At 48.6% G+C, this 22,580-nt stretch carries 19 protein-coding genes; 8 read left to right on the forward strand and 11 right to left on the reverse strand.

What is annotated here, in order from left to right:
- Positions 1 to 344: 344 nt before the first annotated feature.
- The gene (locus H6F93_RS02965) at positions 345 to 4,076 is read right to left on the reverse strand and encodes a WD40 domain-containing protein (RefSeq protein WP_190679122.1); all 3,732 of its coding nucleotides are present in this window, start codon (positions 4,074 to 4,076) and stop codon (positions 345 to 347) included.
- Between the two features lie 154 nt (positions 4,077 to 4,230).
- Here H6F93_RS02965 and H6F93_RS02970 point away from each other — a divergent pair, with 154 nt between their 5' ends.
- The 3 genes from H6F93_RS02970 to H6F93_RS02980 all read left to right on the forward strand — a co-directional run bounded on the left by H6F93_RS02970 (position 4,231) and on the right by H6F93_RS02980 (position 7,888).
- Positions 4,231 to 6,063: an adenylate/guanylate cyclase domain-containing protein gene (locus tag H6F93_RS02970; RefSeq protein WP_190679124.1), complete on the forward strand. Its 1,833-nt coding sequence runs from the start codon at positions 4,231 to 4,233 to the stop codon at positions 6,061 to 6,063.
- A gap of 73 nt (positions 6,064 to 6,136) precedes the next feature.
- Positions 6,137 to 7,051, forward strand: a complete 915-nt coding sequence (locus tag H6F93_RS02975; protein WP_190679125.1) for a PhzF family protein — start codon at positions 6,137 to 6,139, stop codon at positions 7,049 to 7,051.
- A gap of 183 nt (positions 7,052 to 7,234) precedes the next feature.
- Entirely contained in the window at positions 7,235 to 7,888 is a 654-nt protein-coding gene (locus H6F93_RS02980) for a Uma2 family endonuclease (protein ID WP_190679126.1), read from the forward strand.
- A gap of 46 nt (positions 7,889 to 7,934) precedes the next feature.
- Here H6F93_RS02980 and corA read toward each other — a convergent pair whose 3' ends face one another.
- A complete protein-coding gene (gene corA / locus H6F93_RS02985) occupies positions 7,935 to 9,095 on the reverse strand; it encodes a magnesium/cobalt transporter CorA (protein WP_190679127.1) in 1,161 nt (386 codons plus the stop codon).
- A 360-nt stretch (positions 9,096 to 9,455) separates the two neighbouring features.
- Between corA and H6F93_RS02990 the strand changes: the two genes are divergently transcribed.
- Positions 9,456 to 10,271, forward strand: coding sequence for a DUF1838 domain-containing protein (locus tag H6F93_RS02990; RefSeq protein ID WP_190679128.1), 816 nt, complete (start codon positions 9,456 to 9,458; stop codon positions 10,269 to 10,271).
- A gap of 28 nt (positions 10,272 to 10,299) precedes the next feature.
- Here H6F93_RS02990 and H6F93_RS02995 read toward each other — a convergent pair whose 3' ends face one another.
- The 3 genes from H6F93_RS02995 to H6F93_RS03005 form a co-directional block, all read right to left on the reverse strand.
- Positions 10,300 to 10,692 carry a nuclear transport factor 2 family protein gene (locus H6F93_RS02995; RefSeq protein ID WP_190644847.1) on the reverse strand — a complete coding sequence of 131 codons (393 nt, stop codon included), beginning with the start codon at positions 10,690 to 10,692 and terminating at the stop codon, positions 10,300 to 10,302.
- Positions 10,693 to 10,742: 50 nt separating this feature from the next.
- A complete protein-coding gene (locus tag H6F93_RS03000) occupies positions 10,743 to 11,720 on the reverse strand; it encodes a hypothetical protein (protein WP_190679129.1) in 978 nt (325 codons plus the stop codon).
- 189 nt (positions 11,721 to 11,909) lie between these two features.
- Positions 11,910 to 12,056, reverse strand: a complete 147-nt coding sequence (locus tag H6F93_RS03005; RefSeq protein WP_190644845.1) for a hypothetical protein — start codon at positions 12,054 to 12,056, stop codon at positions 11,910 to 11,912.
- A 117-nt stretch (positions 12,057 to 12,173) separates the two neighbouring features.
- Here H6F93_RS03005 and H6F93_RS03010 point away from each other — a divergent pair, with 117 nt between their 5' ends.
- Both H6F93_RS03010 and H6F93_RS03015 read left to right on the forward strand, forming a co-directional pair.
- Positions 12,174 to 12,491 carry a nucleotidyltransferase family protein gene (locus H6F93_RS03010; protein WP_190644844.1) on the forward strand — a complete coding sequence of 106 codons (318 nt, stop codon included), beginning with the start codon at positions 12,174 to 12,176 and terminating at the stop codon, positions 12,489 to 12,491.
- Positions 12,492 to 12,564: 73 nt separating this feature from the next.
- On the forward strand, positions 12,565 to 12,819 hold the full coding sequence (locus tag H6F93_RS03015; RefSeq protein ID WP_242043285.1) for a HepT-like ribonuclease domain-containing protein: 255 nt from the start codon (positions 12,565 to 12,567) through the stop codon (positions 12,817 to 12,819).
- Positions 12,820 to 12,906: 87 nt separating this feature from the next.
- Here H6F93_RS03015 and H6F93_RS03020 read toward each other — a convergent pair whose 3' ends face one another.
- From H6F93_RS03020 to H6F93_RS03030, 3 genes are all read right to left on the reverse strand, one after another.
- Positions 12,907 to 13,404: a molybdenum cofactor biosynthesis protein MoaE gene (locus H6F93_RS03020; protein WP_190679130.1), complete on the reverse strand. Its 498-nt coding sequence runs from the start codon at positions 13,402 to 13,404 to the stop codon at positions 12,907 to 12,909.
- 196 nt (positions 13,405 to 13,600) lie between these two features.
- Positions 13,601 to 14,107 (reverse strand): pyridoxamine 5'-phosphate oxidase family protein, encoded by a 507-nt coding sequence (locus H6F93_RS03025; RefSeq protein WP_190644841.1) that lies wholly within the window; start codon positions 14,105 to 14,107, stop codon positions 13,601 to 13,603.
- A gap of 138 nt (positions 14,108 to 14,245) precedes the next feature.
- Positions 14,246 to 15,103 (reverse strand): M48 family metalloprotease, encoded by an 858-nt coding sequence (locus H6F93_RS03030; protein WP_347277238.1) that lies wholly within the window; start codon positions 15,101 to 15,103, stop codon positions 14,246 to 14,248.
- 93 nt (positions 15,104 to 15,196) lie between these two features.
- On the opposite strand from H6F93_RS03030, the gene H6F93_RS03035 reads away from it, so the two are divergent.
- Entirely contained in the window at positions 15,197 to 15,952 is a 756-nt protein-coding gene (locus H6F93_RS03035; protein ID WP_190679131.1) for a DUF429 domain-containing protein, read from the forward strand.
- A 58-nt stretch (positions 15,953 to 16,010) separates the two neighbouring features.
- Here the strand turns inward: H6F93_RS03035 and glgP are convergent, their stop codons facing one another.
- A complete protein-coding gene (glgP, locus tag H6F93_RS03040) occupies positions 16,011 to 18,725 on the reverse strand; it encodes an alpha-glucan family phosphorylase (protein WP_190679133.1) in 2,715 nt (904 codons plus the stop codon).
- A gap of 732 nt (positions 18,726 to 19,457) precedes the next feature.
- Here glgP and H6F93_RS03045 point away from each other — a divergent pair.
- Positions 19,458 to 20,414 carry an RNA polymerase sigma factor, RpoD/SigA family gene (locus tag H6F93_RS03045; protein ID WP_190644838.1) on the forward strand — a complete coding sequence of 319 codons (957 nt, stop codon included), beginning with the start codon at positions 19,458 to 19,460 and terminating at the stop codon, positions 20,412 to 20,414.
- A gap of 65 nt (positions 20,415 to 20,479) precedes the next feature.
- On the opposite strand, the gene H6F93_RS03050 is transcribed toward H6F93_RS03045, so the two are convergent.
- Both H6F93_RS03050 and H6F93_RS03055 read right to left on the reverse strand, forming a co-directional pair.
- Complete coding sequence (locus H6F93_RS03050) at positions 20,480 to 20,944, reverse strand: phosphate-starvation-inducible PsiE family protein (RefSeq protein WP_190679135.1); 465 nt, start codon at positions 20,942 to 20,944, stop codon at positions 20,480 to 20,482.
- A 108-nt stretch (positions 20,945 to 21,052) separates the two neighbouring features.
- On the reverse strand, positions 21,053 to 22,567 hold the full coding sequence (locus H6F93_RS03055) for a NarK family nitrate/nitrite MFS transporter (protein WP_190679137.1): 1,515 nt from the start codon (positions 22,565 to 22,567) through the stop codon (positions 21,053 to 21,055).
- Positions 22,568 to 22,580: the final 13 nt, after the last annotated feature.

Here is a 22,580-nt window from a genome sequence, read left to right on the forward strand (position 1 = left end):
AATTGGATGTTTGTGAGTTGATGCAGTTTGAAGCGCAACACTGCAGAGCAATCTGCCCAGGCTGGAGCCTTGCAGGTTGCAAGCTTTCCGGTGGGAGTTGCACTGGCTGATGCTATCTGGGAGAGATTACATGCAGCAGGTTGTGGAGTGACTTCAAGCTTTTATAGAGGGAGCGGGTTGGGTTCGTTGTGTGGTTCCCGTTTCGTTCCTCATGTACATCAATGTATTCCCTAACCTCGGTGCTGACGATGCCTAAAAGTTAGGGAAAGTTATGCTGTTTCTTAAGTCGCTTCTGCAACGTTAGAAACTAGGGCAAGAAGCAGCTTTTCTAAGGTTACAGAACGCTATTTCTCGATCGCCCCTAACGCATACAGAGCCAACTTTTGAGCGGCTGTGATACCCGTCACTCCTTTGATGTTAGTGCCGTCATAGGGGCGATTGGGAGTTAACGTATTCAGGCATTCTCCAGTTGGAATATTCCAGATTTGAATGGTGCCGCTGTGACTGCCGATCGTCAATTTGTTTTGAGTGGCAAGGTTCTTTGGAGTAGGGGATGAAACTGGGCAAAAGGCGATCGCTGACCTAACAGAGCGAGAAGGTACAGACAAAGTTTTACGGCAAACGCCCGTGCTGACCTCCCATAGTTTCACGGTTTGGTCGAGGCTGCGGCTGGCAAGGGTTTGACCATCAGGACTAAAAGCAACTGACCAAACGTCGTTGTCGTGTCCGCGCAGAGTGTAGAGACATTCACCTGTATGGACTGACCAGAGCCGTACCGTTTCATCGCTGCTGCCGCTAGCCAGGAGTTGCCCATCGGGGCTGAAAGCGATCGCCTTCACTCGTCCGCTATGGTCTTGCAGCCTGTGAACACACTGAAGCCCTGTAGTTGACCAGAGGCAAATCGTCTGGTCCTCACTGCTGCTGGCTAACAGTTCCCCCATGGGGCTAAAGGCGACTGACCAAACCCAACCGGAATGGGCTGCTAAAGTGTGAAGGCATTCCCCAGATTGAACTGACCAGAGACGCAAAGTACAATCATCGCCCCCGCTAGCTAACACTTCTCCATCGGGGCTAAAGCTGACCGACTGCACCCAATGGGAATGCCCCTGCAAGGTTCTAAGACACTGTCCGCTGCTAGCTTCCCAGAGCTTAATCGTTTCGTCGGCGCTACTGCTGGCGATCAGGTGAGCTTGGGGGTGAAAGGCTGCTGAGGTCACCCAGCCCGTATGTCCCTCAAAGGTTTTGAGGCATTGTCCGGTGTTCGTGTCCCACAGTTTAATCGTCTGGTCAGTACTGCTACTAATTAACTTTTCACCATTCGCACTGTAGGCAACGGAAAAGATGGAATTGGTGTAGCCACGTAGGGTTTTAAGGCACTGTCCGGTTTGGCTATGCCAAATTCTCACGGTTTGGTCGGCACTGCCGCTCACCACCATTTGACTCTCAGAATGGCAGGCAACGGAGAAGATGGAGTTGGTATGTCCCCACAGGGTATGCAGACATTGTCCGGTGTCAACGGACCAGATTCGCACGGTGAGATCGTCGCTGCTGCTGATTAGGGTTTGCCCATCAGCACTGAAGCTGACAGAACGAACGCGATCGCCATGTTCTGAAAATGTTTTGAGGCATTTCCCCGTCTTCACCTGCCAAAGTTTGAGGGTGCGATCGGCGCTGCCGCTGGCGAGCAATTCACCATTAGGACTAAAGGCAACTGACCACACTCGGTCGGCGTGTCCCTGATAAACCTGGTGGCATTTCCCTGACTGGACATTCCATAGGCGAATACTGCTGTCTTCACTGCCACTTGCCAGCAGGAGCGCTGAGCTTTTCTCAATAGCAGCATGACAAAACGCAACCGAGAGAATGCGTCCCGTATGTCCAGCCAGTTGCTTAATACAGGTTCCCTTAGAGGCATCCCACAGCATTACACTGGGTTCGTCTCCACCGCTGGCGAGGAGTTGACCATCAGGGCTAAACGATACCGACCAGATCGAACCGCTATGACCTCGAAGCGTGCTTAGACATTCACCTGTTTGGGTGTTCCAAAGCCGAATCGTTTTGTCACTACTGCAACTGGCGAGAGTTTGCCCATCGGCACTGAAGCTGACTGACCAAACCCAGCCCTGGTGACCCTCTAATGCCAGTAATAGGCTTCCCTGATTGACCTGCCAGAGACGTAGACCGCCTTCAGCGTCTCCGGTTGCGAGAACATCACCCGTCGGACTGAGAGCGACTGCAAACACAATACCGAGGATTTCTGCAAACATGGAGCGAGACAAATCAGCATAGGCAAAATTGATCTGGTGCAGCTGCATCTGGCGCAAGTCGGCTTGCCAGAGCGTTAAGTGTGAAAAGTCATAACTACTTAAGTGAGTTTTTCGCTGACCCAAAAGATTGAGTAGATTGCCCCCCGCATACCCACTTTCTGAAGTGGATTTGCCGCGCAAGCAGGTTAACTGTTGAATCAAGTCATCTTCCAACGCATCATGAAGCGCATCCAACCGTTCGAGGATTGGAGTGAGAATCAGTCGAATTTGAGTTTCTCGAATGTAGTCTTTAGATTGAGCTTTGAGCAGGGCGTGATGTTTGAGCAGCGCGTCTTTTACGGCAATTCCCTGCACTCCTTGCTGAATTTCGGTGCAGATTTGGGTAATCAGGCGATCGCTCACATATTCCATCACCACAGGCTGAAGCGAGAATAGAGCGGATTGCTTTTCAATCAGCGATCGCTGCTCCAGCAGTTCCAGAACTTCGATTAACCGTTGCGGTGCAATGGATGGAAAGATATCCATTCTCAACTCAGCAAAAGTAGCTGGTTCACGATAAATTGCCAGCCAATACATCACCGATTTTTCAAGCACTGACAACCGTTCAAACTGCTGGTCGATCAGCGTGCGAATTCCGCCAAATACAAATGTGTCTTGTTGCAGAAACTCCGTTAGGTTGCCGTCAAATAGAGTTTGAATCGTGGTGGAGATAATTTTGAGCGCTAGCGGATTGCCAGAGTAGCCTGCGATTAAACGGTTCCAATCGGTGTCCGTGCCTTGGAAGCATCCCTTTAAACTCATTAATTCCTGGGCTTCTGTACGCTGGAGTCCGGTAAGCGTGAGCGATCGCACCGGCAAAGTTTCCCCTTCCAGCAAAGCAACTTCTGGCGGCTTTTCACGGCTGGTCAACACCAAACAGCTTTGATGGCGCGTTTCGCCAATTTGCCGAAACAGTTCTCGATAAACTCCATAGCCCTGACTGCTGACAGCGCTGAGTTCTGGTTCTTGAGCATAATGCAGAACCGTTTCAATGTTGTCGAGAATGATCAGACAACGACGCGATCGCAACTGATGTAAAAGTTGGGCAATTTGTCTTTCGATCGGCTGTTCAACCTGCTGCTGGTTAGTGAGCAATTGCAACAGGTCAGACAGCAGTTCAGTAGGGGGTAGGGCATTCCGTAGCGATCGCCAAATTACCCACTCAAACTCAGATTGGAGCCGCTGGGACAGCCGAATCACCAGCGAGGTTTTGCCCATGCCGCCCATACCCAACACTGCTACCAGTCGGCAGGGCTGTTGGGATTGACTACCCAAAATCCACTGTTCTAGACGAGTTAGCTCTGCTGCCCGTCCATAGAAGAAACTCACATCTGCGGCATCACCCCAATCCTGCCGAGGGGCAGAAGCAACCTGGGTCAGTACAGCGCTCGGTTCGACCGCAGCGTCACTCACTCGACTTGCAGGTACCGCTTCAGCCGTAGGTTGAGAAATATGTAATTGATCCGGTTTAGCGGCTTGAGTTTGTGTAGAGATCCCATCGGTGTGAGATTTACGTTCGATCGCTGCTCGAAAGCTGGTTTTGTTAACTTTTTCACCGATGACTTCAGATAGCAACCTCCAAAGTTTAGGACCGACATCGTGCTTCAAGTAGGTGGGTGAATACCCATAGGTTTCTGCAATCTGGTCATAACTTTGACGTTGCCACGACCAGGATTCACGCAGCATTGCCTGTTGCAAATCGCTTAGATGAATGCCCGCCTTGGTAAAGACGAGCGCATCCGTAAAGGCAAGGGCTTGTTCGACATCCATCGCTAACTCGTATCAGGTGAAGAAAATGGTCTATCTGCGCTCTTGCTTCCAAAAGCGTGTTTTAGTAGATTATCAGACTAGAAATGGCATGTACTAAGTTTTACTTCGAGGGGCGATCGCAATCAGACCCAAACTTGGAAGGTGATCTCGTTCAATGATGACTCGACTTTGGAATGGGTTTATGCAACTGCTGCTAAAGCAGATTGTCCTGGTGCTAACGGTGATGTTTTGCATCGGGGTAGGGGTTGCCCTATCAAACATGTTTCAACTCTCGTCAAACCTAATCCGATCGCAGGCTGTGTTAAACGCCACCCTCTACATTCAAGCGTTTAACCAGGCGATCACGCTGTATAGCGATGCAGCCGCTGACCCAGCCAAAGAGAGTGGGCTGACGGTGACTCACGCCTATGTGACTGAAGAGCAGGCAATTCCCTTACCCTCTACGTTTGCGATCGAGTTGAGCGACATGATTAGCGATCGCAACCCTGATCTATCTGTGCGCTTCTTCAGCGATTATCCATTCCCCTGGCGACAGTCGGAAGGGGGGATTAGAGATGAATTTGAGCAAGCTTCCCTCGATTTTCTGCGGCAAAGCCCTAGAGAAAAGTTTGTGCGATTTGAGGAGCGTGACGGACATACGACGATGCGCTATGGCGAAGCCAGCATCATGAAAGCAACCTGCGTCGCCTGCCACAACACTCATCCTCAAAGCCCTAAAACCGATTGGGAATTAGGAGACGTAGCGGGCGTTTGGGAAATTAAGCAGCCATTGGATACGTTCGTCCAAAAAGTAAATACCGATCTGCGGGAAACCTTTTTTATGCTGGGCGGCATTTCCGTCTTAGGACTGTCTGGGCTAACCCTGGTGGTTGGAAAACTGCGCGACACCGCCAAAGGGCTAGAAGGACGGGTAAAAGAACGGACGGCTGACCTGGCTCAAGCTAATGATGATCTGGAAAAGCGCAATCAGCTGATTCGTCAGGTGTTTGGGCGCTATTTGAGCGATGAAGTGGTAGTGAATCTGTTGGAAAGCCCAGGAGGGTTAAAACTGGGAGGCGATCGCCGCAAGATTACCATTCTCACCTCTGACCTGCGCGGCTTCACGTCCTTATCCGAAAGGTTATCGCCAGAGGAAGTGATTAATATCCTCAATCTCTACCTGGAATACATGGCAGACGTGATCAACCAGTATCACGGCACGATTGATGAGTTTATGGGAGATGGCATTCTGGTCCTGTTTGGTGCGCCCAAGGCGAGAGAAGACGATGCGATTCGGGCGATCGCCTGTGCTTGTGCCATGCAGCTTGCAATGGGAGCCGTCAACGAACACATGAAAGTACTCGGCTTACCCCGACTGGAAATGGGAATCGGTATCAACACCGGAGAAGTCGTTGTCGGCAACATTGGCTCTGAAAAGCGCACCAAATATGGCATCGTTGGCAGCCAGGTCAATCTCACCTATCGGATTGAATCTTACACGCGAGGCGGACAAATTCTGATCTCAGAGCAAACCTTCAAAGAAGCTGGTCCAAACGTGCGAATCAGCGGTCAACAGCAAGTCCAGCCGAAGGGCGTAAAGCAACCGATTACCATTTACGAGGTATATGGAATCAGCGGCTTTCACAACTTGTATTTACCCAAAGAAGAAGAGGTCTTTTTGCCACTGCCTAAACCCGTTCCTCTCCAGTTCTCACTGTTGGAAGGCAAAGAGGTTAGCAAAACTCACCTTCAGGGAAACTTAGTGCAGCTTTCAGCAACCGGAGCACAAATTCGGGTAACAACACCCAATAGCATTTCTTCAATTAATGAGTTTGCCAACCTGAAACTCACTCTGTTAGCCTCAAATCCAGCACAGAACCTCAACGATATTTACGCTAAAGTTGCAAAAACTCAAGCAAGCCAAGACGCATTTTCCATCTATTTCACCTCAATGCCACCCCATGTACAAACTTGGCTGACTAACCTTTATCAATCCTGTACTAGATAGGAAGTAAGGGATTGCATCAACAGCGCTGTGATGCTTTACTCAGGGCAGTACTCCAGCGATCGCTCCTAACACCATGCGCTACCGTTTTTACACCGCTGATGTCTTCACCGATCAGATCTTTGGCGGCAACCCGCTAGCCGTGTTTCCAGACGCTCGAGGATTATCCACTGAGCAAATGCAGCGGGTTGCTAAAGAACTTAACCTCTCAGAAACCGTTTTTGTATTTCCTCCTCAACAGCAAGGGAGCGATCGCCAGCTTCGCATTTTTACCCCTGCAAGAGAGTTACCCTTTGCCGGACATCCCACCGTTGGCACCGCCTATGTTCTCGCTACTCTGGGAGAAATCACTGCTCCTGAAGATACAACAGTAGTGTTTGAAGAAGGAGTCGGTCCCGTCTCAGTAGATATTCGAGTAGAGTCTGGTAAGCCAACCTTTGCTGCCTTGACTGCCGCCAAACTGCCCGAATTCAGATCAGATCTTCCTTCTGTAGAAAAGCTGGCGGCTGTCCTTTCCCTTGAGCCTGCCGATTTGCTTAATGGAGAAGATAAACCCCAAGCAATTTCTTGTGGTGTACCGTTTTTGTTTGTGCCGTTGAGCGATCGCGCCGCTCTCAGCCGCATTCAACTAAACCGCCAGGAGTGGCAGCAGTGCCTTGCTTCTGCCTGGGCACCCGACCTTTATGTGTTTGCCTACGACTCTCAAGATCCGTCTCATCTGTGGGCACGAATGTTTGCCCCCACAATGAACATTGACGAAGACCCGGCGACAGGCGCAGCCGCAACGGCGATCGCAGGTTATTTGTGTAACCGCAACGACCTCGCCGATGGCACATTGCGCTGGTCAATTGAACAAGGCGTTGAAATGGGTCGCCCCAGCTTGCTTCAAGTCGAAGCTGACCTGAAAAACAGCGAAATCCAAGCCATCCGAGTTGGTGGCTCCTCTATCCTGGTGAGTGAAGGCACAATGGAAATTCCAGATAGCCCTTAGAAAGAGGTAAGGATGCAAGTTGGCGATCGCCATTCTCCAAAGGTCGAACTTTAAAGTGGGAAAACAGTGCTTTGACGATGACTCAGCATTTGGAAATTTTGCTGATTCTGACACCCTGAAGAGAATCGTAGAATAGAAGTACTGGCAAGTAACAACAGGGTTGATTTCATTAGGAGATCTTTTGTGGCGATCGCAGCTCCAGAACCTAAAGCTGAACTTCAGCCTCCCCTCATTGGAGAGCGGCGGGTAGTCATTCGAGATGTCTGCTGGGAAGCATACCTGCAAATTTTGGATGCGTTGCCCCATTCTCGGAGTTCTCGCCTGCCTTATGATGCTGGTGTGTTGGAAATAACGATGCCATTAGAGGATCATGAATTCTACCGCTCTCTAATTGAATATTTCATCCGAACGTTAGTAGAGCTATTTGGAATGCGGATCAAGACAATGGGTTCAACCACAATGAACTATCCCGGTTTGAATAAGGGAGCAGAACCCGACAACGCTTACTACATCCAAAATCAACCTCTGGCTAAAGGGCGTAATGTTGATTTTGCTCAAGATCCACCTCCTGATTTGGTTGTTGAGGTAGACATTACCCATACTGATATTCAAAAGAATCGGTTTTACGCAAACATCGGCATTCCTAAGTTCTGGCGGTTTAACGGAAAAGTGTGGCACATTTATCAACTTCAGGAAAGGGTTTACGTAGAAGTTGACGCTAGCCCAACCTTTCCCCAGGTTCTCAAGGATTGGCTTTACCAGTTTTTGGAGCAGGCAAAAGAGGATGAAATTGATGCAGTACAGTCTCTGCGTGCCCAATTTCAACAATTTGATTAGCTGAGTAGACAGTATGCTAGCGAGCGCTACAAAAAACTCATCTCAGCTACTTTCTCTTCCGCTTTGGAGAGGATCGTCGATCACTCCTAATCCCTGTAAAGTTTTCAAACCAACCCTTGCGCCAAAAGAAAATAATCATACCGATAGCGATAAGTGCCATCACAGCAAGTGTCGCAACATATCCCCAGTACCAATTGAGTTCAGGCATATTAAAGGGAGAAGTTTCAGTATTAAAGTTCATGCCATAGATCCCGGCAATGAACGTTAAAGGAATAAAGATACTGGAGATGATAGTCAGAAGCTTCATCACCTCGTTCATGCGATTACTAACGGAGGATAAGTACACATCCGTTAGGCTTGCAGCAAGTTCTCGATAAGTTTCAACAATATCTAAAACTTGAACGGCATGGTCATAGCAGTCCCTCAGAAACGTTCGCACATCCTGGCTAATTAAATCACTACTGTCACGGATGAGCGCATTAATCGCATCCCGTTGCGGCCAAATAGCACGCCGAAGCTCCAGGAGTTCTCGCTTAATTTGATAAATTTCTTCCAGGGTTTGGGGAGTTGGAACAGATACAACTTCGGCTTCTAAGTCTTCAATTAACTCTCCATACATTTCTAGGATTGGGTAAAAGCCATCAATGATCGCATCTATTAAGGTGTACAACAGATAATCTGCCCCTGCCTTACGAATGAGCGATCGCCCCAATTGAATCTGTTCTCGAACGAATCCCAGGCAATCATAGTAAGGTTCCTCTTGAACCGTGAGCAGATAGTGTTTACCCAACACCAGGCTAATTTGTTCCGTCATAACGCTGCGGCCGTCTTCTCGCAGTGAGACCATCCGCGCGATCAAAACCAGTTGTTCCTCGTATTCCTGCATATGAGGACGTTGAGGAACATGGATAATGTCTTCCAGTGCCAACGGATGCAGGTTGAATACTTGCTTGATTTGTTGCCAAGTCTGTTCATCCCCCAGCCCACTCACATCAACCCAGGAAACTGATTCACTGTCTAAATAGGGAATACACTCTTCAGGTTTGTTGATGTCAACTTTCTTGACTTCCGATCGACTGTAGTCAATCAGGGTAATTTTGGGCGGAGGTGCATCAGGGTGAAAGTGAACGGCTCCAGGAAAACCTCTCCGTTCATTAAAGAATCGGGGTCGATTAGAAGAGGAGGAACGAGGGGGCTGAGCTTGCATTAGCGATTTTCTCCAAGTTGCTCACAGGCACCAATACTGACCCAACTGTAGAACCGTTTGCTGACGTTCGTTTTTCCGGCAAGGTATAAGACTCCATGCTACATAAATGCTTTATATCAAGCAAACTGATGAACTTACTAGAAATCAGAGTTCCGTTATCCTTTGCTTTCCGTCCACTGCTTTCTGTCCACTCCCTAAGTTGATACTTTAACGCGATCGCCGAATTGAAGTGATGAATATATTTTCAAAGAACGAATGAATGAAATTTTGTAAGAAGCATAGCCTCGCGTTGCTGCTCACAAAAAGCCTCCGGTTATGATCATGGTGAGAGAATTTAGTGGAATATCGAGGAATCTGTAGATGGCGACTGAAATTCAAGACTTCGACGCTCAGTATTGGGTCAAGACGCGCTCATCCCTCGATTCAAACCAATCAACCTTCTTAATTTGGTCAGGAGCAATCTACGCGTTGGTTCCCGGTGAAAAGAGAAATCGCCTCTTTAAGATGGTAGGCGTGAGTGTCAGCAGATGCATTCCTACAGAAGAGGGAAGTTGGGATTTTACCTCTCGGGAATTGACGTACTACCTTCACCCAGAAACGGGTGAAATTTTGCGACAGTGGGAAAATCCCTGGACGGGAGAATTACTGACCGTAATGCATGTTGCCAACAATCCAGTGCAGGGTCACTTTAAGGGCAAATTTCCGGCACGCACACACGGAGATAGTACAACCTTCGTGTTTGATATATTTATGGCTTACCCCAATCCTCTCGCTACAGAGCCAAAATTTGCTGATTACAGCCCCAACCCAACCTATCAGGCAGCCGAGTTATTTAAGTTAACGGTTCCAACTGAAGACCTATTGAACCCTGAAATTCTCTCGGTTTCTAAACTACAGCTTTACTGGGATCGGATAGGTCCGTGGGTTCCCTGGATGAAAATGGGCGATCGCCCAGGTCAACTCATCTACAGTGCTTATGGTGGCAAAGTCAATGGTTTCGATGAATTACCACAACTGCTAAAGGATGAAATTAATACTCGCGTCCCCCTCTACAAAAATGCGCCCCCATCTTACTTAGATACAGAAGACAGCACCTCTTGGCTATATTTTCAGAAGTACTTTGATGCTTATTTAGCGGGAGAGATGTTTCCTTTGCCACAATCAGAGGAGGTTTAACTTGGGATGACAGCTAAACTCAGTCCAATCAGTTCGATTGACCATCGCTGCCCAAGTACTCTCGGTATCCACAAATTTTGTCGTCACGGACATCAAACGAAACAGCGACTCGATTTTTGTAAGGTTTTCCCCGCATGAGTCCTTCATCACGAAACTCAAAAACAGCCGTTGTTTCGTTGCTAGTTGCCCGATCGAGCGTCAAGGTTAACCCTTCACTATAGACTTCGGAAACATAGTGGAAAAATGCGATCGCGCGTTCTTTTCCGACGTTTAAGCCCTGGAACTGACCCAGCGGAAACCAGAACGAAAAATCGTCAGTGAGCATATCGAAGAACGCTTGCCAGTCTCCGGTCGCAAGTCCATGCTCAAAGTGGGCAAAGGCTTGCCGAGCAACCGCTAATGTATTGGCTTCTGTCGTCATAACTAGAACGCGCTTTAAACTATCACCCCATCATGATAGGGCTAGAGTTATCATGCTTCGTGTCCAACAATGATCCAGGTCATTTCGTCAGGTGCCACTAAACCAAATGAGGGTTCATTAAACTCATTCGATAAAATTGGTGTTACTGATCGGGCATTGCTGCGACTGACGCGATCGCGAAACGCTTGAACATCTTTAACCTGATAGGTAAAAAGAGATACCCCTAATGCTCCAGGTTGAGCAAACTCAAGCTTATTAGGAGTTGAATATAGTGGCGTGTAAACCTGCAATACACCTACATCCGTTTTGGGTGACGAGAATGAAGATAGAAGAAATTCATTCCCTTCTTCTAACATTAAAATTTGTCGAGTTGCAGAATTTTGATAGCCCGATCGCTTTCGGGTATTGTTAGCAGGAACTAATCCAAAAACATCTGTGTAGAATGCAACGGTGTCATGATCAGCTGTAACGATACTGGAGTGAGTTCCCTCACTGACACCCAGGGGAGAAGTCGGGTCAATCACGCCATAACCCGGACGAGTATAGTTGTAGCGTTGAAAGAAAGCTTGTCGCGTTTCTGAGCCAATCACAAAGAACTCGCGCACACCCGTAAACCGCTGGTAGAAGTTGGTGCCTGGTTGACCGATAAATTCGATCCCTCGAATCGGTTCAGTGACAATCCAATCTCCGCCATTAGCGTTGTCGTCGTTAAAGGCATCGGCAACAGCATAGATATCTTGTACTAAAGAAGCAAACCAGCGGTTGCCAATCACGAACGGATGAGATTTTTGTAGACCTGCGTTGCGAGGCTGCTCCCAAACCATGACACGGACCAAACCATGATCGGCTGAGTTGCCGTTTTGCAGGCGAATCGATGTCAGGTTAGAGGCATGTCCATAGAGCGTGTGAGCAGTTTCCGCTGGCAAATGTCCTCTTTGGACTTCTCGATATCCTAACTCAGCCCAATACTGAAGCGCAGACTGGGTTTGCTCGGAACCAATGCAATTCTCGAAGATGCCACTGATCATAGTTTACGGAACACGCTCCAATCGATAGGTAGCTCGCCTGAAAGTTACTTGCCCGGACAAGCAGCGGTGAGCATATATTACTCTCAAACTGGTTGCAGAAATCTCAGCAAGCTTGTGAGGATTTATTCGTAAGCACCAGTACTCATCCAACCAAAAGATTCATCTTTTCAATGTTCTTCTTCAAGGAGATCAAGTTCCCCCACCCAATTGCGGGAACTTGATCTCCTCTGGCAATTCTGTCAATCCCATTCTATTGAGTTCGAATTCTGTAGCTCTCTCCTGGCGAGCTGTTTCAATTCGCCGTTCTGCTTCCTGATAGGCTTCGTCTCGCGCCATATTCTCCTACCATGTTTTCTGCTGACTCTGTTATAGCTTCTTGTTTTGGCAGGTCTGGTCAAGGCATAGAATAAAGGCAGAATGGCTGAACCGCCTGCTAACCTGGGAGGCTAAATTATGCTCACGCTCAACGTTCAACTTCCTGAAGATAAGCTCGCTGAGTTCTGCCAACGCTGGAAGGTTAGTGAGTTAGCCCTATTTGGGTCTGTCCTCCGAGACGATTTCCGCTCTGACAGTGATATTGATATCCTGATTACCTTTGGACCAGATGCGAAACGTGGGTTAATGACGTTAGCAAAAATGAAGTATGAGTTGGAAGACCTGCTGGGGCGTGAAGTAGACCTGGTTAGCAAATCTGCCGTTGAAACAAGTCATAACTGGATTCGGCGCGATGAAATCTTGGGAACGGCTCAGGTAATTTATGTCGCGAGATAGCACCTCGTTGGTGGATATTTCTAGAGCTGCTCAGCTTATCCTGGGATTTGCTTAGGGATTAGAGAAGACGGGATTGGCAGCAAATCTAGAAAAACAATCCGCTATTCTCTATCAAACAGTTGTCATCGGAGAAGCCGTCAAGCGATTATCCACTGATTTCCGTAACCAGCATCCAGAAGTCCCGTGGCGAGAAATTGCCGGAATGCGAGACATTCTTACTCATCAGTACGATCGCGTCGAAGTGGATGAAATTTGGGGTGTAATTCAGGATGATATTCCTCAGCTACTGTCTATGATTGAGCCTCTGCTACCTGTGCAGGAACCCTGACTCTCGTACCATAGAACGCAAAGCATTAGCTTCTGAATGCACAGAACTATTACCAACTATGGCGATCGCAACCATAGTTCAAAAAAGTTAGCAACTTTCTGGCGACTGTTCACAAGCTCCAATACTGACCCAACTAGTAGAGCCATCTGCCCAATGTTCTTTTTTCCAAATAGGGGCATTGTGCTTTAAGGTACCGATCGCATATTTGCATGCAGCAAACGCTTCTGAACGGTGTGGACAACCGACTGCAACCAACACACTAATCTCACCAACGGTCAGCTTACCCGTGCGATGGTGAATCACAACTCGCGTGACATCTGTCCAGGTTTGACGAATCTCTGCGGCAATCTGTTTGAATACTTGAATTGCCATTGGCTCATAAGCCTGATATTCCAGGGCTATGACAGGTTGCCCATCTGTCTGATTCCGCACCATGCCGCTCATCACAACGATCGCCCCATTTGCCGAATCGTCTGCCCGCGCATACACTTCCTCCAGGGAAAGTGGTGCAAAGGTAATAGCGAAGTGATCGAGAGTTTGGGGTTGAGTCGAATCCGATGAAAGGATGGGGGTAACTGAGTTCATAACAGTCTGTCACACCAGGTAAGAGGCATTCCCCTATTGTGACTCAGGCTGAACGAAATAATGGAGAGGGTAGTCAAATTGCTTGAATAAGTGGCGATCGCCACTCCATTACAACCAAAGCAGAGCAGCCATCTCTCCACCCCCTCACCCCTAACGCCCTCACTCTCTATACTCTTACGCCAGAACAACCACCTGCTTACTTCAAATCAAGCTTGACATTATCAGCCGGATTTGCCCTTTCACCTGTGGTGAGCGACTTTGCCAGACCAATGGTTTTTGCAACCCATCCAGCAGGAGCATCCCAGTATTCTGCTTTGTTTACATTTACCTTTATTAAAGCAATTCCCGGTTCCTCTAGTCCTTTGGGAAACCAGGCTTTCAGGTCAGGCTGCCACATTAGTTCTAGTCGTTTGCGATCGCGCACTAGTTCAGCTACGCCTGACATCGAAACATACTGTTGTCTATCAGGTGCCGAGAAACTCACATTCACCTGCTGGTGTTGCTGTACTTCAAGCACTTTGTGAGAATCTGCATAAGTAAAAAACCACAGATCACCGTCAAACTCAATCTGCTTATTAACTGCCATTGGACGGCTATGCAGACTGCCATCTGTATCAATCGTGGTTAACATACCATAATCAATGTCTTTAACCATGTCACGCAATTTCCGAATCTGGTCACTGCGATCGCTAGAAGTTGTCATGTTTCACCTATGTTTACTTACATCTTCCTGCCAGTTTTAAAGGTTATTTCCCGTATTACCTGAGTCTAGGGACAGAAACTCGTTTACTCAGGTGTAAGAAAGGAGTTCATTCTAAATTTGTTGTTATTTTGTGTCGTCCTATCCACCGCTAGACAGGCGAGTTCGCACATTGCTAGAAAACTCCTCTTGTCCAGACGTGAGTTCAGCCGGAATGCCATTTGGATAAGTTTCTGCAACCAGTGCCTCTAATCGTTCAATTCGGTTGCTGGGGTTCGGGTGGGTACTAAAGAATTCTGGTGCACCACCGCCACCGCCTGCTCGACCCAGCACTTCCATTAGCTCCACAATACCTCTGGGATCATATCCAGCTTCGGTCATAAAGCGAAAACCAAGGCGATCGCTTTCCAACTCATCTTCCCGCCCATACTGTAAATTGACTACCTGATTTACAGCCTGAGCGATTACCGCTGCCTGCCGACCGCCATCCTGACCATCGCTAGCCGCAACCCCCACCGCTGTTGCCAAAGACTGTCCTAACTGTTGCTTTGCTAACTGCTCTGCCGCGTGTCGCCCTACCACATGCCCTACCTCGTGCCCCAACACTCCAGCCAATTGAGCTTCTGAGGAAAGCTGACTGAGCAACGCTGCTGTAATAAAAATCGGGCCACCGGGCAGCGCAAAGGCGTTTACAGTTTGTGGATCGCTCAGCAAATAAAACTCAAACGGATAGGGCGCTTGAGATGCCGCAGACTGCTGCACGACTCGCTCCCCGACCTGATCAATGTATTGTTGCAGAGCTTCATCCGGAAACAGCCCCCCATGCTGAGCCCCAATTTCCTGGATTGCCTGCTGTCCCAATGTAATCTCTTGCTGTGGTGAAAGTGAGACTCTCTGACTCTCTCCTGTAATCGGATTTTCTACAGCACTGCTGCAATAGCCAATGAAACCAAACAGAGCAAACAGCAGTGCGATAATCAGTCTGATGGGGAATGCCACAACAGTTTCTCCCTCATTTACATGGGATGATTTTTGCAGGAGCGTACCACTTTATCAGCCGACGAAGTATCTATCTGAAGAGTAGCGTCCAGCATGAAATTTTTGGGAATTGACTTTGGTTGGCGATCGCAACCCAGCGGCTTATGCTGTCTGACTTTGCAAAACAAAACCCTACATTTGCTAGACCTAACTCGTTTAGATGAAGTTAAAGCAGTGTTGTCCTGGCTTGATGCTCAGGTTTCAGCTCAAGAGCCCGCACTCATTGCCGTTGATGCTCCCACCCTAATTCCCAACGATAGCGGCATGAGACTACCTGATCGCCTTGCCCACAAATATTTTGGTCGCTATCACGCAGGCTGCTATCCTGCCAATCTAGGCAGTCCTTTCGCCACACGGACCCTGGAACTAGGCTTAAGCTTGGAGGCACGCGGTTTTTGCCACGCTCCAACTCTGATTGCCCAGCAGCCCGGACGCTATCAAATAGAAGTATTTCCCCATCCGGCAATGGTGCATCTCTTTAAGCTAGAACGCATTCTGAAATACAAAAAAGGCAAGCTGGCAGAGCGACGAGTAGAATTACTCAAGCTGCGTCAATATATCCTCGACATTCTACCGACCCTGGAACCTGCGCTGAATTTATCTACACTCCAAGGGAACAACTCATTACCCGAAGTTCCCCAAACTAGCAGAGACTTAAAGGAACTCGAAGATAAATTAGACAGCTTAATCTGTGCCTATGTTGCAGCCCACTGGTGGTATTGGGGAATAGAGCGAAATTTGGTGTTAGGCGATCGCACCACAGGCTACATCGTCGTACCTGACCCGTTTAACCGTACCCGACCCATTTAAAAAGGTAGGAGCAAATCGCGATTCGCCCCTACCTTAAGTAAGCAGTTACAAATTCGGTCTAGTGGGTCACTGCTTCAGTCATAACGGCTTCTGGCTCCAGCACATGACCATTTCCGTTAGATTGCAAATTGATCGACACCTTCTCAGGTTCAGCCCACAACACCAAACCAGGTTCATAAGGGCTGCTGAGATAATCATGGCTAGGCAGCACTCGCAGTGACAAACCTTGTAAGCCACTGTTGGTATAGCTGATGTTGACGGTATAGAGGCTGTTACCCTGGCTGTCCTGACCCTGGTAAACCATTGTCACCGGGACACCATTAGTAATTTCTCCTGTTGCGCTCACCGAACCCTGGTACAGTTCTACCCGGACATCCTCATCAGTCAAAGCTCCTAGACTGATTTTGGCCTTCACCGCAATCTCCTGATTTACCTTGATTTCAGCAGGCTCCGAGATTTTGATGTCTTCAATTCTGATGTCATACCAGTGGTCAAATAGGTGGGTTTGCCAGTGTGCTAGTAACTTCGCTGGACTGTATTGATCTTGAATCATGTTGAAGTAGCGATCGCTTGCTGGGAAATACCCCCGCAGCGCATATTCACCTACCATACGAGCTGTGTTAAACAAAGGGCAATTCAGCCGAATCGCATCCTTCATCTTAGACACCCACCCTCTCGGCAGATCCTCATCATCGCGGGTGTAAAACAGCGGCACGACTTCCTGCTCAATCAGGTCATACAGTGCATTTGCCTCAACCTCGTCCTGATATTCCAGGTCGTCGTAGTCTTCACCATGACCAATTGGCCAACCTGTGCGAACATAGTCTGCTTCATCCCACCAGCCGTCCAGCACGCTCAGGTTAGGCAGTCCGTTCATTGCTGCCTTCATACCGCTGGTTCCAGACGCTTCACGGGGACGGCGCGGTGTATTCAGCCAGATATCACACCCCGCTACCATCAACCGAGATACATGAATGTCATAGTTTGGAATGAATACAACGGAGCGGCTCAGCGCTTCATCTCGCGTAAAGTGAATGATCTGACGAATCAGTTCCTTTCCAGGAATATCCTTTGGATGAGCCTTACCCGCTATAACGAACTGAACCCGACGCTTGCCGCCAGCCTGAGAAGAATCATGCAAAATCTGCTTAATTCGCTCCAGGTCACGCAAGAACAGAGTGGCTCGTTTGTAGGTCGCAAAACGACGAGCAAAGCCAATCGTCAGCACTGAAGGATCTAAAACCTCCTGCGCTTCCGCAATTTCAGTGACAGATGCACCGCGATCGCGCAAACTTCTTTGCAGCCGATCCCGCACAAACACCACCAGTTCCGATCGCTGCCGTTCATGGTTGCGCCACAACTCCTCATCAGGAATTGAGTTAACTCGCTCCCACAGCGGACTGTCCGTAGTCGCTTGTGACCAGCTTGGACCAAGATAACGGTCATAGAGTTCCTGGGTAGGCTTCGCCACACAGCTACGCGCATGAACTCCATTTGTGATGGACGTAATCGGCACCTCTATCACGGGCAAATTTGGCCACAAATTCTGGAACATAGAACGAGAAACGGCTCCGTGCAAACGGCTTACCCCATTCACAAAAGAAGCCATCTTAAGCGCCAGAATCGCCATACTGAACGGGGCTGCCAAATCTCCGGAGTTTTCCCGTCCGAGCGACAAAAACTCCTCTTTAGACAAGCCAAACGTGTTGGCATAGCGTCCTAAATAATAGGTAATCTTTTCTGGGGGAAACAAATCAATCCCAGCCGGAACGGGCGTATGAGTGGTAAACACCTGGCTCGACTGGGCAACTTGTTTTGCCTCTGCAAAGGTCAACCCACTCTCCTGGATCATCATGCGAATCCGCTCTAATGCTAGAAACGCAGAGTGGCCTTCATTCATGTGATAAGCCGTAGGATGTAGCCCCAGCGCCTTCAACATTCGCACGCCGCCAATTCCCAGCATAATTTCCTGGTGAATCCGGACATCAATGTCGCCCCCATAAAGCTGATCGGTGATGTCCTGGTCGTACTGATTGTTTGGCTCAATGTTGGTGTCGAGCAAATATAGCGGCACGGTACCGATCTGGACGCGCCATACCCTAGCAAACACCTCACGTCCTGGGTAATCTACGCTGATCCTCAGTTCTGAGCCATCTGGATTGCGCTCCAGATGCAGTGGCATGTTGTAAAAGTCGTTGATAGGATAGCGCTCTTGCTGCCAACCATCAGCGTTTAAGTATTGAGCAAAGTAGCCCTCTTGATAGAGTAAACCAACCCCGACCAGCGGCAGCCCTAAATCGCTAGCAGACTTTAAATGGTCTCCCGCCAACACCCCCAAACCGCCTGAGTAGATCGGCAAGCAGGAGGTTAATCCAAATTCGGCTGAGAAGTACGCATAGCAATCTTTGAAGGGAGGAGGGGTAGAGGGAGAAAGAGGAATCTCTTTGAGTTTTTCGCTGGTAAGTTTGCGATCGCGGTGTTTGCGATACCAGGTGCGCTCTGTAAGATAACCTTCTAGCTGTTGTGCAGCACGATCCATCTGAGCCAAAAAGCCCTCGTCTTCAGCCACTTCTCTCAGGCGCTCCTGGCTAATCGTGCCTAACATCAGCACTGGGTTATAGCGACTCGACTCCCACAGGTCGCGGTCTAGGCGACGAAATAGATCTGTTGTGTCGAAGTTCCAGTCCCAATGTAGGTTGTAAGCTAACTTGCGGAGCGGTTCTAGCCGCTTAGGCAGGGAGGGGGAGACATTGAATGTACGAATTGGCTTCATGCTCGACAGACTCTCCGTGTCTACATCTTCATGCAGGGTATTGTGTACTCAACTTAGTTCAAAAGTCGTTTCTCTTAACACTATTTTCTAGGGGTTGCTGTCCTGCCTTAGCTTCAGACTAAGCTGCTGTGCTGAGATTCAGCTTGCATAAGAGTATTTACTCATTAAACGTTAAGAAAATTAAAAATTCCTGCTGTCAGGGAGGTGTTACGCAAACCTAAAGTTTGCTGAAATTTGTTCCCCAGGATGCATTCAGAAGCGGGTTTACTGGGTACGCTAGAGCTATGAGTTCGATGCACGAGGGACAAACTCTAGTACTAGAGAGGTATACGAAATCCTTTCATAAATGTTACAGTTTTTAATATATTCACACACTTAAGGAGTGAGAGGAACGTGAGGCAACCGGAACATTGCTAGCCCCAAAATAGGTCTAGGAATAGTTCAAGGGAGTACTCAAGGATCTACCAGACAATGTTCAGGTATGGAAAGTCTAATCTTTCCTACGCGAGGTATCTCAAACTTCCTTAGAACCCTAAGTGTTGATTAAGCATAGTCTTTAGGTTTGGAATCGAGCTGTAAGCTGTACGCCAGTTCGGCCATTCTAGGTCGGGTTTAAATTTAATCCGGTCTTAACTCGATTTATTTGAGCCGCTTTCGAATTTTGCGTACTTGCTACGTTAATTAGATTCCCTTTTTATCCCTGCCATCTGACATTCTCTGACATTCAGTGATATGAAAACTGCTCAAACTTCCACAGATTTAGTTCGTGCTTACTTGCGAGAGATTGGTCGTGTACCTCTCCTGACCCATGAGCAGGAAATTCTCTATGGTAAGCAGGTACAGCGCTCTACAGCCCTTCAGGAAACCAGGGAGGCACTTGTCGATCGCCTTGGCTGTGAACCCAGTGATATGGAGTGGGCAGAGCACGCTGGGGTGTCGGTGGATGAGTTGCAGCAAACAATTGCCGACGGAGAAATTGCTAAGCGCAAGATGGTCGAGGCAAACCTGCGTTTGGTTGTCTCGGTTGCCAAGAAATACATCAAGCGCAACGTAGACTTGTTGGATTTGATCCAGGAAGGCACGATTGGGATGCAGCGTGGCGTCGAGAAGTTTGACCCGACGAAAGGCTATCGCTTTTCAACCTATGCCTACTGGTGGATTCGTCAGGCAATTACACGGGCGATCGCAGAGAAAGGTCGCACAATTCGCCTTCCGATTCACATCACTGAGAAACTGAACAAAATTAAGAAAGCCCAGCGTCAACTGGCTCAGCAGTTGGGACGGGCTGCAACTGCGGCAGAACTTGCCCAAGAGCTAGATCTAACTTCCAAGCAAGTGCGGGAATATCTGGAGCGGGCAAGACAACCTTTGTCTCTAGACCTGCGAGTTGGCGATAACCAAGACACGGAACTGGGTGAGCTACTAGAAGATACTGGCCCTTCCCCCGAAGACTTTGCCATGCAGTCTTCGCTCAAGACTGAGTTAGAGCAACTCATGGCTGATTTGACCCCGCAGCAGCGAGAGGTGTTGTCTCTACGATTTGGCTTGGAAGACGGACAAGCGTTGACTCTGGCTAAAATCGGCGATCGCCTTAACATCAGCCGTGAGCGGGTACGCCAAATTGAGCGGGAAGCGCTAACCAAGCTCCGCAAACGCAGAGCCGACATTCGTGAATACCTCGCTAGCTAACAAATACTAGATATCAATCTAAGACAGGCGTGTAGGCAACTGCGCGCCTGTTGGCTTTTGGGTTCTTAAGCTGATGGACGGGTGGTGTGGCGGATAATCCAATAACTGACGGAAAGGGCAAACACGGAGACTGCCAAACCAATCAATTGCAGCCCTGTGGTTTTATCCAGGTCAAGAATGATAATTTTGCGGGCGACAGCGACCAGCGATGTAGCAACTACAAGCTCTACTTGAACGACGTGCTTTCTTAAATAGGCAGTGATATTCTCCAGGATTTCTAGAGCGATCAGAATATTGAGGAACAGCCCAAAGATTTCAATGAGAGAGGTTGTAAAAAATCCGTAAGGTTCAGAAAATAGCTCCTGAGATAGAAATAGAGCTAGATCAAAGAGCGAAACTAAAATCACAACGACCATTGCCACAGATAAAACCTTGGCAACAAACCCCTCTAGTCGATGCAAAGAAGTTAAGAAGTTTTCATTGCTGCCTGCGTCCTTGGTCTGTTTGAACAGCCTTTGCAACCGCCTCATCTCGTCTGCTCCCCAATGGCTCGGCAATCCACGCCCAAGCATAGCGGATGGTAGCTACAGACGTAAACTATCCAGCAAACTTTAGAAATTTCGGTGAACGGGAATGGGTTAAGGGTCAATTTGCCCCTGACCGTAAACTTGTGCCGCTACCCCGCTGTGTGCGATCGCTTCTGGCTCATCCTCATGGGAACCGACAGGTTCTCGAAGGCAAAATGCACAGAGGCTAGCTGAAATCAAAGCCACAATTCCCAGCATTTGAAAGAAGATGCGATCGCCTACTTCTCCCGCCGGTAGCAAGCTGTAAATTGTGAGAAAAGCAACCGCCCCTACATTTCCGTAAGCACCTACATTGCCAGCAATTTGCCCCGTTACTCGACGCTTGATCAGCGGAACAATCGCAAACGTTGCCCCCTCAGAAGCCATGACAAAGAATCCGGCCGCCATTGCCACCCCGATCGCAAACATCAAACTCCAGTCTTCGTTTGCGCCACTCATGAGTAAGTAGCCCAAACCCATAAGTGCCGTCACAACGGTCATTGTCCATTTGCGACTGCCAATCTTGTCAGAAATTAAACCGCCACCCGGACGAGCAATCAGATTCATAAAGGAGTAGCTAGCCGCAATTCCACCCGCTAAAGCCGCACTCAGGCTAAACGTCCGCTCAAAAAATGCAGGCAGCATCGATACAATTGCTAGCTCTGAGCCAAAACAGGCAAGATAGCCAATCTCCAACACAGACACCTGAGAAAACTTGTAGCGTTCTTCGGCTGGGTAACGCTTTTGCCCAGTCATCAGCGGCTTGTTTGCTCGCCAGATGTTGTAAGCCTGAAACAAATACAGCGCCACCAAAAGCAGCCAGGTGACGTAAAGCCCAGTTTGGCTGAGAAAACCAACTTTGGTTAAACGCCAGGCGATTACCCCCAGGATTCCAACTAGGGGAATGTTCATCGCGAGCAACGCCCAGAAAGATTTTTGGGAAGTGACTTCCATTCCAGCACTGCTAGCTGGACGTTCATATACTTTGCCGGGTGGCGTGTCGGAAACGTTGAGGTAGTAAATCACGCCATAGATGGCAGAAACAATGCCTGTTAGGGCGATCGCCAATCGCCAGTTGACCTGCCCTGCAGCCAAAAAAGACCCAGCCATCGCGATCGTCGGAACGGTGAAGGCAGCTCCGGCCGAACCAAAATTTCCCCAGCCGCCATAGATGCCTTCTGCTAGACCAATCTCTTTAGCTGAAAACCACTCGGCGACCATGCGAATGCCAATCACAAATCCGCAGCCAACAATGCTTAGAGCTAAACGACTGATCACCAATTGCCCAAAGTCTTGAGCTAGCGCAAAGGCAAAGCAGGGAATCGCTGTATAGATTAGCAAACAGGAATAAGTTAGCCGTGGACCATAGCGGTCTAACAGCATTCCAATGATGATTCGGGCTGGAACGGTGAGCGCCACGTTACAAATAGCCAGTGTTCTAAGCTGTGCTTCAGTTAGCCCTAAATCTGCCTGCACTGCAGTAGCCAAAGGAGCAAAGTTAAACCAAACTACAAACGTTAGAAAAAAGGCAAACCAGGTTAAGTGTAAGATGCGGTGTCGTCCGCTAAAAGACCATAATCCAGCCACAGTAGATTTCCCC

This window comes from Leptolyngbya sp. FACHB-671, from assembly GCF_014695745.1.
Lineage (GTDB): Bacteria > Cyanobacteriota > Cyanobacteriia > Elainellales > Elainellaceae > JAAUTN01.